Origin of the sequence: Bernardetia sp. MNP-M8 (assembly GCF_037126285.1) — a bacterium.
GTDB lineage: Bacteria > Bacteroidota > Bacteroidia > Cytophagales > Bernardetiaceae > Bernardetia.
The window spans coordinates 3,610,257-3,623,336 of record NZ_CP147012.1; the positions used below are offsets into that span (position 1 = coordinate 3,610,257).

The following is a 13,080-nucleotide window of genomic DNA, read 5'->3' on the forward strand; positions in this document are numbered from 1 at the left end:
AATAACTATTTCTTTCAAAACAATCTCTTTTTATTTACTTCAAAATGATTTCGTTTTTTAGCAATTCTGATTGTCCAAATAATAGAAACTATAATAGTAATAAATCTAAAAATATTGCTATCTATTCCACCAAGAGCATTGTTATTCGTTATTTCAAAAATTCCCCAATACCAATTCATAAGTAAATGTAGAAAAATAACAAGCCACAAATTATAATTCCATTCAGCAAAAAGCCATGCAAACCAAAGTCCTCCCATCGAAGTAACTACCATTACGCCCAAAGTATCCAAAAAATTATTGCCTTGCCAAAGGTGTCCAAATCCAAAAATAAAAGCACTTGCAAAGGCAGCAGGAATAAACCCCCATTCCAAACGACGAAATAAAAGTCCAAACAAAAAAGCACGAAATAAAAGCTCTTCACTAAAAGCAGGTAAAACAGAACTAGACAGAAGTTTTGAAAAAGTAAAGTTTTGAGGTATAAAATTGCCTATCAAAAAATATCCAATAACCATAGGAAGTGTACACAAAAAAGCAATTCCAAATCCTTTCAAAAAACCTTTATTCAAACCAAGTTCGTTAGTTAATTTTTTTCCAAACCAAATCGAACAGACAATCAAAACAATTCCAATTTCCCAACTATAGACATAAAATAATCTTTGCCACAACTCATCTATATTTTCAATAGAAAATTCAGTCAGTTTTGTAATAAAAGCTCTACCATAATTAGCTATCACAAAAATCAAAATGATAAAGAAACTTTCTTTGTGAAGATAGCGTGATTGTGATTTCATTTCCTTATAAATTAGGATTCTTGGGGTGAATTTTAATTCTCTTGATAAGAATTAAAACTAAAATAAGCATTTTTGAGTAAAAAACTTTTTTTTATTGTCTATCTAATTATTTATCATTTTTGGATAAAACTGAAAGCCTATAAATAAACTGTTCTCTGACAGCTTTTGCACTATGTCGTTGGTGTCCCCATCGATAAGTATCAATATTCAAAATTCAAATAAAATCAATAAAGTGCAAAAATTGTCAAACAACCAAATAAACTTTCAGGGTTTTTATTTTAAAAGAATAACTAATTTTTTAGTTGAATGATTTGCTTCTTTAGTTTTAATGCTGTATGTTTGTATCAACTAATTTATTAGTTGTTAAATCTCTATTTTTAATTTATCTCTCTGTTGTTGTTTTCACCAATGACACAATCCAATCAATCATGCAAGAATTGACAAAAGCCGAAGAAAAAATTATGCAACTTCTTTGGGATGCAGAAAAAGCATTTGTAAAAGAACTAATAGAAAAAATTGAAGGCAAAAAACCAAGTTATACAACTGTTTCGACAATTATCCGAATTTTGGAAACTAAAAAGTTTGTTGGACATAAAGCCTACGGAAATACACATCAATATTTTCCATTGGTAAGCCGAGAAGAGTATGCAAAATTTGCAACTAGAAGTGTCCTAGATAGATATTTTGACGGATCATTCAAAAAACTCGTTTCCTTTTTTGCAAAAAAAGAAGAAATTGATATAGAAGAGCTAGACGACATCATGAAAATGATGGAAAAAGAAGAAGAGAAGAAAAAGGATAATTAACACTTGCTAAGGTTTGAATTACCAAACCATTATCAACATTAAAATACGATAACAATCTCCCTAGCAATCGTCTCTAATCAGACGTTGATAATGGGAAATATAACACCATTAATAATTTACCATTTCACAATGAAACTACTATTTTTTGATTATCTGTTACAATGCAGTTTGTTTTTGGTTCTGCTGTATATTCCTTATTTTCTTTTTCTAAAAAATGAAACATTCTTTAGTTTGAACAGAAAATATTTAGTTTTTGCATTATTGCTGACACTCATTTTGCCGTTCTTTCCTTTGAATATCTCCAATTTCTTAGGTCTGTTTTTCCAAAGCTCAGAAACGCTAACTGTTCCTGAAATTGATATTTTTTTAGCTTATGGAGATGCGATAAATAACGCAAATATGGAAAACTCAAAAAGTATTTTTTCAGAACCATCTACTTGGATTCTTTTAATTTATATGTTAGGAGTTACAGTGATTTTTATTAGAATTCTTTTAGGGTTGTCAATGATTTTGAAGCTCTATTTTATAGGACAAAAAACTAAAAAAGAGCATTTTACCCTCATTGAAACCAAATCAGAAACTGAGCCTTTTTCTTTCTTTAATTGGGTTTTTATCTCTGCAACTAATGATTTTTCAGCAGCAGAACAAGCTGAAATTATAGCACACGAAAAAGCACATGTCAGACAAAAACACGCTTTAGATTTACTTTTGATTGAATTTTTAGGAATGTTATTGTGGTTCAATCCACTTATTTATTTCTACAAAAAAGCATTGAGAGATACACACGAATATTTGGCTGATAAAGAGACAATTACTCATTTTTCTGATAAAAAACAGTATCTCAATTTACTTATCAATCAACATTTTGTGGGTAGAAATCTGCCTTTTGTTACCAAATTTCATCAATACTCACTACTTAAAAAGCGTGTAATTATGATTACTAAATCGCCTTCTCACAAAATTGCAAAGCTCAAAATTATGCTTGCTGTTCCTGCTCTTTTCTTGTGTGTTTTTATGACCAGTTGTTTGAAAGAATACGTGGAAATTTCAGAGCGTTCAGAGGTTTCTTCTAATGATTTTGCAGCAGCTTTTCCGAAAGAGTATGAAGTAGGAAAATCGTATAAAATCCGTAAGACTACTACTATGGAATTAGATTTAGAAAAAGACAATGATTACATGTTACGTCTTTTTCCTGCTGATGATTTTGAGGGGGTAGAAATTAAAATGTTTGATGAAAAAGGAGAACAAATTGTTACTAATTTTATAGCTGAAAAGTATTTTAGAGGTTTCACTTTCAGAAATACGACAACAGCAAAATACAGACTAGAAATTACAGTTCCAGAAAATAAAAAGAATATTTCTTTGGCAATGGCTTCTCGTAAGTTTGAGGAAAAAGAAAGTTTAGTTAAAGCAGATGAGGATGGATTTATGAAAGTAAAAACATATAACATCACAAAAAATAAAGATGAATATACAATGGTTTTATCTGCTGGAACAATGTATAGATTTGATATACAAAGTGAAGAGGAAATCAATATGAAAATAGTTTCAGAAGCAGGAAAAGAACATTTTAATTATACACCTAGATTAGATTTAGAGTATAAATCTATGTGGATGATGGGAGATCAGGATACAGGAATCTATTATTTAAAAATAGACAAGAAAGGTTCAAAACCAGCTACTATTGATTTAAAATTTAAGACAAGAAAACAACAAGAAGAAGAGGAAAATGCCAAAAAAGGTAATGATTAAATCCTAACTTCCCAATTTGTACGTAATATTAAAAACAAGGCATTTTTTTGAATAAAAAGCCAAAATTATTGTCCATTTACCTAGATTAAACATTTTTTAATCTCTACAAAATCTATTACGTATATTTCAGGAAGTTAGGGATTAAAAAACTGTGTCCGAAAAACACGAGTTATTTAAGGGGAATGAAAAAAGCTCAAATATTTTTGTTTGAGTTTTTTTGCATTTCTGTAAGGAAAATGACTTGCCTTTCCTACAACTAAACTAACAAACTAAAAAATCAATTTCCTATCTTTGCAAAACAAAAACTAGAAAAACAAATCTATGCTCATCGCCAAAAATATAGTCAAAAAATACGGTTCATTAGAAGTCTTGCAAGGAATTGATTTATCGATTGCCAAAAAAGAAGTTGTAGCTATTACAGGTTCTTCAGGTGCAGGAAAGTCTACACTTTTACATATTTTGGGAACATTAGATGCACCAGACAAAGGAGAAATAATCATTAATGGAATAGAAGTGCAGAAACTAAAATCGAATAAATTAGCTACTTTTCGTAACCAGCAAATCGGTTTTATTTTTCAATTTCATAATCTTTTACCAGAATTTTCAGCTTTAGAAAATGTGTGTATGCCTGCTTTTATTGGTAAAAAAAATGTCAAAGAAGCTGAAAAAAGAGCTTCTGAATTGTTAGACCGTTTTGGAATATTAGATAGAAAAGACCACAAACCTTCCGAGCTTTCAGGTGGAGAACAGCAGCGTGTAGCTGTTGCAAGAGCGTTGATAAATTCTCCAGCCTTAGTTTTTGCTGACGAACCAAGTGGAAATTTAGACAGTAAGAATGCAGATGAGTTACACAAACTTTTTTTTACGTTAAGAGAAGAATTTAGCCAAACTTTTGTCATCGTTACACACAATCCAGAACTGGCAAAAATGGCAGATAGAGAGATTGTTTTGCAAAAAGGTTTGGTGGTTTGATTTCAAGTATTTTGAGCAAATGCAGTTAAAATTTTCTATACTTTTTCGTATCTTTGCAAATCAAATTTTGTATAACAGACTTCCTAGTCTGTTTGAAAGTAAAAATAATTATTTTACCACTTAGCTGAAACTAAGAAATAGGTATGAAAACAACTCAAGAAAACTTAGCAATCAATAACGTCGAAAATCCTCATTTTCCGTATCGTGTCCTCTTGTATTACTGTTTTACTCCCATCGAAAATCCAGAAAAATTTAAAGAAGAACATCATCTTTTTTGTATAAAACTAGGACTTCTAGGAAGAATTATAGTAGCTGATGAAGGCTTGAACGGAACAGTTTGTGGAACTCCAGAAGCATGTCAAAAATACATTGATGCTTTAGAAAATGATGTTCGTTTTAAAGATATTGATTTCAAAATTGATGCATCAGAAACGAATACATTTAGTAAAATAAATGTTCGATTGAAAAAAGAAATCGTTCACGCAGGTATTCCACACATAAAACCGTATCACGGAACAGGAACTCATCTTTCTCCACAAGAATTCAAAAATCTTAAAGATATGGAAGATGTTGTTATTCTTGATGTGCGTTCGGATTATGAACATAATTTGGGACACTTCAAAAATGCTGTTACCTTAGATATTGAGAACTTTAGAGACTTTCCTGAGAAAGTAAAAGAACTAGAAAAGTACAAGGATAAAAAAGTTTTGACTTACTGTACAGGTGGAATAAAATGTGAAAAAGCTACTGCTTTGCTCATGAAGGAAGGTTTTAAAGATGTATATCAACTTCATGGAGGAATCATCAAATATGGAAAAGAAGTAGGAGGAGAAGATTTTGAAGGAAAATGCTATGTTTTTGATGAGCGTGTAGCTGTTGATGTCAATGAAGTAAATCCGACTTTGGTAAGCACCTGTTATGTTTGTAAAGAACGAAGTGATTATATGGTAAACTGTGCCAATCCAAAATGTAACCGACATACAACGATTTGTAAGCCTTGTTTAGAAAAAATGGATGGTGCATGTAGTGACGAATGTAAAAATCACCCAGAAAAACGTACTTACGAACCAGAAGGAAAAGGAATGTACAAGAAAAATCTTAACGGTTACAATCCTTATATCGGTTGGAACGTTGATAAAGTAATAGATAAAAACGAAAAGGAAAAATAATAAAATCAGAATTAATAAACATTATCACGGTTAATTTAGTAATGTTCATTTTTCCATAGCGACAGGTTTGCAAACCTGTCGCTATGGAAAAATAAGAGTATTTTACTTTTCTCTAACTAATTGATTATTAGACCTGTAAATAACCGTGATAACGTTTAATAGTAGAATATTTAAACTGTTTTGATTTAAAAACGTTTTATGCTTTGTTTGAGAAATTGTAAGTCTGTTTTTACTTAGTTTCTCAAATGAAGCATTTTTTTATAAATTTGTATCGAAATCAACTAATTTCTAGCGCAAGATTTTATCTTGTGTTTATCATTTTGCAAACATTTTTTCAACTAACTATCCTACATGAAAAGTATTGGTAAGTATATGATTTTTTTGAGCCGAACGGTTACAGATATGGAGCCTTGGCACGTTTACGTTCGTCTTTTTGTAGATGAATGTATGCGAATTGGTATTAGTTCTGTCTATATTGTCACAATTATTTCAACCTTTATTGGTGCTGTAACGGCTGTTCAGACAGCTTATAACCTTGTTAGTCCTCTTATTCCTAAATCGCTTATCGGTACAATTGTTCGTGATATGACTGTTTTAGAGCTTGCTCCTACCATTACGGCTATCGTTTTTGCTGGAAAAGTAGGTTCGAATATCGCTGGTGGATTAGGTACAATGCGTATTACAGAGCAAATTGATGCTATTGAAGTAATGGGAATCAATGCAACTTCTTATTTAGTTTTTCCTAAAATTTTGGCTGGACTAGTAACTTATCCTTTACTTGTTATTTTGGCTGCTTTTTTAGCTATTACAGGGGGATATTTGGCTGCAACACTTACAGGACAAGTAACATCAGTAGAGTATGTATACGGAATTCGTTTAGATTTTATTGAATTTAATGTTGCTTTTATGCTTGTCAAATCTGTAGTTTTTGCCTTTTTGGTAACTTCAATTTCGGCTTATATGGGATATTATACACGAGGTGGCGCACTAGAAGTAGGAGAGTCAAGTACGAAAGCAGTAACAACAAGTTGTATCGCTATTTTATTAGCTGATTATTTACTGGCTCAAATGCTTGTTTGATTTTTGTGAAAACATTACTCTTGTTCATTTATAACTTATCACTTACCATTTATCACTATATACATTGGCTGATCAAAATCTTACTCCTAAAAAATCTATTCGTCCACAGATTCCAAATGCACTTCTTGTAGATACAATGAGTGGCGAAGAGCGTTTCCAAAATGCTACTTTACGTCCTATCCTGAAACTTCAAAATAAGGTTTTACTTGCCATTTTTAAAGATTATATCATAGAAAAAGAAACTAAAAAGGGAGATAAACCAAAAACTGAAGCAGAAAATAAAAGAAGCTATTCAAGACTTTCAGCAACCAAACAGCGAGAATATATCGATGTGGTTTTTCAGAAAGATATAAAATTTAAAAGTCAGTTATTAGGAATGATAATCGGACATTTTGATTTGGAAGAATATAATCTTTATGCTCAAAATAAAACAGGAACAGACAGAAGAATCATAAATCTACTCAAAGAACGTATTTTTAATGGTTTGGCAGAACTTCCACAGGAGTTTTAACATTACTTGCACTAAAATACCAAAATAAAATAATGTGCTATATGTTTTTTATCAAAAAATCCTTTTCATTTTGATATGAAAAGGATTTTAGTGTTTTACTGATAACTAAACTTCAATTCTTCCAGCTATTTTTTTCTTAGAAAACGGCTTTCTTACTTTTAGTGAAAATGTATGAGGAAGTTTATCGTAAGGAGGTTTGAAACGAAACTTTCCTTTTTCTATTTCCTTTAGATTTGGAAAACAGTTATAAACACTATATTCATATTCATTAAAAAACTCTAGTTGTAAACCTTGTGAAAGCAGCGAATTTATAATTTCACTAATAGAGTGATTCCAAGAATAAGAAACTTGTTTTTGTTTGTGTCTGTCGCCTGTATAAGATTGCTCTACTTCTTCTATAATCGAAGATTCATTAAAGTAGGAATATTGTAGCGCAAAATTATTTCCCCATTCATACATATAAATAACTGGATGAAATTCTACCATATAGAAAAAACCACCTTCTTTGATATAACTAGCCACTATTTCAGCCCATTTATTCAAATCTGGAAGCCAACCAATTGCACCATAAGAAGTAAAAACAATATCAAATTCGCCTTGTAAATTATCTTTTAATGAATAAACATCAGAAACTACAAAGTTGGCAGGAGTTTCTATTTCTTGACTCAATTCGCCAGCCAGTTCTATGGAAGCATCAGACATATCCATTCCTGTCACCTCTGCACCCATATTTGCCCAAGAAAGTGTATCCATTCCAAAATGACATTGAAGGTGCAAAAGTGATTTTCCTTTTACATCACCTACTTCATTTATTTCGATAGCATTCAATGAATTTCTATCTTTTTTAAACTGTGCTACATTATAAAAATTAGAATCTCGGTGGGCTTCTGTAAGTGAATTCCACATCTTTTTATTGGCTTCTAGGTAATCACTAGGCTCTTTTTCTTGTTCTTTTTTATAGTCTTCGTATTCTTTATCTCTTTCGTTCATTATTTTTGAGTTTTATAGGAATAGGATAAATTTGTGGCTCTTCTGACAATTTAGCAAAATTATAAAAGGGTGTGCGTTCGTTTTAGCTTCGCTGAGGGTTACACCGTTCTCAAAAACGAATGAAATGCTTCCTCAGAAGCGTGATTTAAGCAATATCACGCTTCTGAGGAAGCGTTTTTTTCAGTTCTGAGGAACTGAACACACAATGTTTCGCTAAAAAGTCGGAAGAGCCAAATTTGTTATGCATCTTTGTTTGATTTGGTAGCTCAATTTAGTAATAAATTTCGAAAAAGAGAATAGAACTTTATTTTTGTTGCTCTCAAATTTCTAATATAAAATTCGTTTTGACAAACATTTTCGTAAATTTGAATCTAATAAATAAAATCTAAAGACTACTTCTTTACCTTAACTTTCAGTTTTAAAATATCATGAAAAAATCAACGCAATGTGTTCATAGTGGAACTTATTTCGACGAAAAAAGTGGTGGTGTAAATACTCCTATTTTTACCTCAACAGCTTACACTTATAATGATGAAGGCGCAATTCCTTATCCTCGTTATTTCAATACAATAAATCAAGAAGTTGTTGCTCAAAAAATTGCTGCGTTAGAACGTGGAGAAGCTGCTCTTATTTTTTCTTCTGGAATGGCTGCCACGATGTCGGCACTTTTGGGAGTTTTACAGGCTGGTGACCATTTGATTTTACAAAATGATATTTATGGAGGAACGCATTATGCTGTTCGTGAGCAGCTTTCAAAACTAGGGATTGAATCTACTTTTGTAGAAGGACGAAAATTAGAAGATTTTGCAACGGCAATTAAGCCAAACTCAAAGGCTCTTTTTATCGAAACGCCTTCAAATCCATTGCTTTCACTAGTTGATATTGCAGAAATGGCAAATTTTGCAAAAGAAAATAATCTGATTTCATTTATTGATAATACCTTCGGAACTCCAATTTTTCAAAATCCATTGCGATTAGGAATTGATATTGTTATCCATAGCGCAACAAAATACCTAGCAGGACATAGCGACCTTTCTTGTGGTGCAGTCGTTACTTCTCAAAAACTGATTGAAAAAATTCATCATGTAGCCTTTAATTTTGGTGGAAATTTGGATGCTATGGCAACCTCACTTTTAGAAAGAAGTATCAAAACATTAGCGATTCGTGTCAAGACACAAGCTCAAAATGCTCAAAAAATAGCTGAAGCATTACAGAAGTTGCCACAAGTGAAAAATGTGTTTTACCCAGGATTACCTACTCATCCAGACCACGAACTAGCTAAAAAACAAATGAAAGGTGGTTTTGGGGCAATGCTTTCTTTTGAATTAGACACAGATAAAGAAGGAAGAGCAAAATTTGTTCGTCATTTAGAATTGGTTTGTAAAGCTGTTAGTTTGGGAGGAGTAGAAAGTACGCTTACAGAGCCTGTCTTGACTTCACATGCAAAAGTACCTGTTGAAATGCGTGAAAAAATGGGTATTACTGAGAATTTATATCGCCTTTCTGTCGGAATTGAAGATGCAGATGATTTGATTGAAGACCTTACAAATGCTATTCAGACGTTGGAAGTTTCTAAATTGATGGAGAGTAATTAAAGAAGTAGAGTAGTGCAGACTTCCTAGTCTGCACAAAATAGCTTTTATTTTACTTTTACACAGACTAAGAAGTCTGTGATACATAAATCAATTAGAATCTCAATGATAAAATATATTATTTTGACTCTTCTGTTTTTGCTCAAAATATCTTTTCTTTTTGGGCAAAATGAAGATTCACTTTTTCATGTCATTACTAAAAAACATGAGAATACTCCTTATTATACGATTATAAAAGGCGACCTAAATACTCACATTAAGGATGAATACAAGAAAGATATAGTATATAGTTATGAATTTATCCAACGAAAGCATAAAAATAAAATTTTTGTGTTTCTTATATTATCTTCATATGGACTTAATAAGTATTATAGATATTATTCTTCTAAAAATAAAACAGATAAGCACTTTTCTATTATTGATAAAAATGAGGATAGATATTGGCACAATATTGAACTAATGGATTTGAATAATGATAATATACGAGAAATAGCTATCTATTATGAACATAGTTATCCTTGTAATTACAAAGAAATATACAATTTTTCTGTTGATTCTATTGCTCCTGCTATTCTACAAAGACCTTATGATGGTGGAGTATTGGTTTGTATTGATACTACTAAAAATCTTTATTTTAACATAGAAAGAATGAATGGACGTGGCATGTGGGATTCAGAATTATTTGTTATCAATAAAGATTTTTCAAAAGGAAACGTTTTAGCGAAAGCTAGTTGGGACGATGCTTTTTGTAGTTATTGTTTTGATATATATGTAAAACAAAAAGAACGATTCCCTTTTATGACTTATTTTTCTAGCAATTCTAAATCGGTAATAAATAATTTTCATCCTCATGTAGACCATTGGAATTCAAAAGAAAATATAGAATTTATGAAAAATGCCTACCTCAAAATGATTGAAGAGTTTGGTATTGAATATTGATAAAACTATCCCTTTAAAGATGCAAAACAGTTGTAGAAAATAAATAAATAGTAGAATAGTCATTTTTTGATAAAAAAAATGAAATTATTTTCTAACCTAATAAAATTCTATCAAATCATAGAAATACCAATTAAATTAAAAGTAGAATAAAATAAAATAGATATCTAAGAAGTAAAAAACAATAAAACCAAATCTTTAATTTTGTTTAAAAATATTTAAAAGGCAGATTAGTAATGAATTATTAATCTGACAAGTTGTTGTTTTCTGAAATAAATTATGTAATTTTGCACCACTAAGAAAAAAAACAATTCATAACTCACTATGAATCAATAGAATAAATAAAAACAGCGAATTAAGCATTTTTAGTTTTTTCTGAAAAATTGATTTAGAATTTGTTAAATAATTATAAAAATACTCTCAAGCCTTTTACATTAGTTTTTACTACCTTATGATTCAGTCTATTAGAAATATCGCTATTATTGCTCACGTTGACCACGGCAAGACTACTCTTGTCGATAAAATGCTCGTTACTGGAAATTTGTTTAAAGAACACGAACGTCCAGGTGAACTTATCATGGATAACAACGACATTGAGCGTGAACGTGGAATTACAATCTTAGCAAAAAACGTTTCTATTGACTACAAAGGAACAAAAATTAATATCATCGACACACCTGGTCACGCCGATTTTGGTGGTGAAGTAGAACGTGTTCTAAACATGGCTGATGGTGTACTTTTGTTAGTAGATGCGTTTGAAGGTGCTATGCCTCAAACTCGTTTTGTACTTCAAAAAGCAATCAACTTAGGTTTGAAGCCTATCGTAGTTGTTAATAAAGTAGATAAATTAAACTGTAAGCCAAACGAAGTTCAGGATCAAGTATTTGATTTGATGTTCTCTTTAGGTGCATCAGAAGACCAATTAGACTTCCCTACTATCTTTGGGTCTGCCAAAAATAACTGGATGAGTACAGATTGGGAACAACCAACAGACAGTATCGTTCCACTTTTAGATGCGATTATCGAAACAATTCCTGCTCCAGAAATTGAAGAAGGAACTACTCAACTTCAAATTACTTCTCTAGATTACTCTACATATATCGGTCGTATTGCAGTTGGTCGTCTGGTTCGTGGAATGCTGAAAGTAAACCAAACTGTTTCTCTTATGAAACGTGATGGAACAATTAAAAAGAATAAAGTAAAAGAACTTTATGTTTTTGAAGGATTAGGAAAACGTAAGGTAGAAGAAATACAAGCAGGAGATATTTGTGCAATTGTAGGACTAGAAGATTTCGAAATTGGTGATACAGTTGCAGATAGAGATGAGCCAGAAGCATTGCCTCCAATTTCTATTGATGAGCCTACAATGTCAATGGTATTTACTATCAATAACTCTCCTTTTTATGGTAAAGAAGGTAAATTTGTTACTTCTCGTCACCTTAAAGAGCGTTTGGAAAAAGAATTAGAAAAAAATCTTGCTTTGCGTGTTGAGCCAACACAATCAGCAGATTCATTCAATGTATTTGGTCGTGGTGTTCTTCATTTGTCTGTTTTGATTGAGACAATGCGTCGTGAAGGATATGAATTACAAGTAGGTCAGCCTCAAGTAATTATCAAAGAAATTGATGGTAAAAAATGTGAACCGATAGAAGAGCTTACGATTGACCTTCCTGAAAATCTTTCTGGAAAGGCTATCGAACTTGTTACGCAGCGTAAAGGGGATTTGTTAGAAATGAATCCGAAAGATGACCGTGTTATCTTAAAATTTGAAATGCCTTCTCGTGGAATTATTGGTCTTCGTAACCAACTTCTTACGGCAACAGCAGGAGAGGCAATTATGTATCACCGTTTCAAAGCATTTGAGCCTTTCAAAGGAGAAATCAAAGGTCGTCAGAGTGGTTCTCTTATTTCTATGGAATTAGGAAATGCAATTCCTTACAGTATCAATAAATTACAGGACAGAGGTATTTTCTTTGTTGATCAGAATGAAGCTATTTACGAAGGGCAAGTAATTGGAGAGCATACTCGTGGTAGCGATTTGGTTGTGAACGTAACAAAAGCAAAACAACTTACAAACATGCGAGCTTCAGGTTCAGACAATAAAAACAAAATTGCTCCTCCTATAAAATTCTCTTTAGAAGAAGCATTAGAATATATTCAAGCTGATGAGTATGTAGAACTTACTCCTGAATCTCTTCGTATTCGTAAAATTTATTTGAACGAAGGAGAGAGAAAACGTAATTCAAAAGTTTTTACTAATGTTATAAGCTAAAAGCATCAAAAGTCTAAAATGAGTTATGTTTTATCATTAAATAGTGATAGAAATAAACGATTTTAAATAGGATAGCTACTTGTTTTCAATAAAATCTTATTCTTTATATTTCTATTTTTAATAAAAAAATATAAAAAGAATGAAATTATTGCAACAAATGGCTTCCTTCTTCCGTAAGAAGGAAGATTAAGTTTTATATCTGTAAAGGG

At 31.4% G+C, this 13,080-nt stretch carries 11 protein-coding genes; 9 read left to right on the top strand and 2 right to left on the bottom strand.

The genetic code is table 11. The features are described from left to right. Nucleotides 1–14 precede the first annotated feature (14 nt). Nucleotides 15–791 (bottom strand): CPBP family intramembrane glutamic endopeptidase, encoded by a 777-nt coding sequence (locus V9L04_RS14640; RefSeq protein ID WP_338790588.1) that lies wholly within the window; start codon nt 789–791, stop codon nt 15–17. 428 nt (nt 792–1,219) lie between these two features. On the opposite strand from V9L04_RS14640, the gene V9L04_RS14645 reads away from it, so the two are divergent. From V9L04_RS14645 to V9L04_RS14670, 6 genes are all read left to right on the top strand, one after another. Beyond that, a complete protein-coding gene (locus V9L04_RS14645; protein WP_338790589.1) occupies nt 1,220–1,597 on the top strand; it encodes a BlaI/MecI/CopY family transcriptional regulator in 378 nt (125 codons plus the stop codon). A 129-nt stretch (nt 1,598–1,726) separates the two neighbouring features. Continuing rightward, a complete protein-coding gene (locus V9L04_RS14650) occupies nt 1,727–3,349 on the top strand; it encodes a M56 family metallopeptidase (RefSeq protein ID WP_338790590.1) in 1,623 nt (540 codons plus the stop codon). A gap of 321 nt (nt 3,350–3,670) precedes the next feature. Continuing rightward, nucleotides 3,671–4,321 carry an ABC transporter ATP-binding protein gene (locus V9L04_RS14655; RefSeq protein WP_338790591.1) on the top strand — a complete coding sequence of 217 codons (651 nt, stop codon included), beginning with the start codon at nt 3,671–3,673 and terminating at the stop codon, nt 4,319–4,321. Nucleotides 4,322–4,464: 143 nt separating this feature from the next. After that, entirely contained in the window at nt 4,465–5,490 is a 1,026-nt protein-coding gene (locus tag V9L04_RS14660) for a rhodanese-related sulfurtransferase (RefSeq protein ID WP_338790592.1), read from the top strand. A gap of 351 nt (nt 5,491–5,841) precedes the next feature. Further along, nucleotides 5,842–6,570, top strand: a complete 729-nt coding sequence (locus V9L04_RS14665) for an ABC transporter permease (protein WP_338790593.1) — start codon at nt 5,842–5,844, stop codon at nt 6,568–6,570. 64 nt (nt 6,571–6,634) lie between these two features. Further along, a complete protein-coding gene (locus V9L04_RS14670) occupies nt 6,635–7,081 on the top strand; it encodes a hypothetical protein (protein WP_338790594.1) in 447 nt (148 codons plus the stop codon). A 105-nt stretch (nt 7,082–7,186) separates the two neighbouring features. On the opposite strand, the gene V9L04_RS14675 is transcribed toward V9L04_RS14670, so the two are convergent. Next, on the bottom strand, nt 7,187–8,071 hold the full coding sequence (locus V9L04_RS14675; RefSeq protein ID WP_338790595.1) for a methyltransferase domain-containing protein: 885 nt from the start codon (nt 8,069–8,071) through the stop codon (nt 7,187–7,189). Nucleotides 8,072–8,499: 428 nt separating this feature from the next. Here V9L04_RS14675 and V9L04_RS14680 point away from each other — a divergent pair, with 428 nt between their 5' ends. From V9L04_RS14680 to typA, 3 genes are all read left to right on the top strand, one after another. Next, nucleotides 8,500–9,666 carry an aminotransferase class I/II-fold pyridoxal phosphate-dependent enzyme gene (locus V9L04_RS14680; protein WP_338790597.1) on the top strand — a complete coding sequence of 389 codons (1,167 nt, stop codon included), beginning with the start codon at nt 8,500–8,502 and terminating at the stop codon, nt 9,664–9,666. A 102-nt stretch (nt 9,667–9,768) separates the two neighbouring features. Beyond that, on the top strand, nt 9,769–10,602 hold the full coding sequence (locus V9L04_RS14685) for a hypothetical protein (RefSeq protein WP_338790598.1): 834 nt from the start codon (nt 9,769–9,771) through the stop codon (nt 10,600–10,602). A 451-nt stretch (nt 10,603–11,053) separates the two neighbouring features. Continuing rightward, on the top strand, nt 11,054–12,871 hold the full coding sequence (gene typA, locus V9L04_RS14690; RefSeq protein ID WP_338794205.1) for a translational GTPase TypA: 1,818 nt from the start codon (nt 11,054–11,056) through the stop codon (nt 12,869–12,871). Nucleotides 12,872–13,080 lie beyond the last annotated feature (209 nt).

Coding starts and splice junctions, on each gene's coding strand:
- V9L04_RS14640 (WP_338790588.1), bottom strand. CDS start 791: ATGAAATCACAATCACGCTATCTTCACAAAGAAAGTTTCTTTATCATT.
- V9L04_RS14645 (WP_338790589.1), top strand. CDS start 1,220: ATGCAAGAATTGACAAAAGCCGAAGAAAAAATTATGCAACTTCTTTGG.
- V9L04_RS14650 (WP_338790590.1), top strand. CDS start 1,727: ATGAAACTACTATTTTTTGATTATCTGTTACAATGCAGTTTGTTTTTG.
- V9L04_RS14655 (WP_338790591.1), top strand. CDS start 3,671: ATGCTCATCGCCAAAAATATAGTCAAAAAATACGGTTCATTAGAAGTC.
- V9L04_RS14660 (WP_338790592.1), top strand. CDS start 4,465: ATGAAAACAACTCAAGAAAACTTAGCAATCAATAACGTCGAAAATCCT.
- V9L04_RS14665 (WP_338790593.1), top strand. CDS start 5,842: ATGAAAAGTATTGGTAAGTATATGATTTTTTTGAGCCGAACGGTTACA.
- V9L04_RS14675 (WP_338790595.1), bottom strand. CDS start 8,071: ATGAACGAAAGAGATAAAGAATACGAAGACTATAAAAAAGAACAAGAA.
- V9L04_RS14680 (WP_338790597.1), top strand. CDS start 8,500: ATGAAAAAATCAACGCAATGTGTTCATAGTGGAACTTATTTCGACGAA.
- V9L04_RS14685 (WP_338790598.1), top strand. CDS start 9,769: ATGATAAAATATATTATTTTGACTCTTCTGTTTTTGCTCAAAATATCT.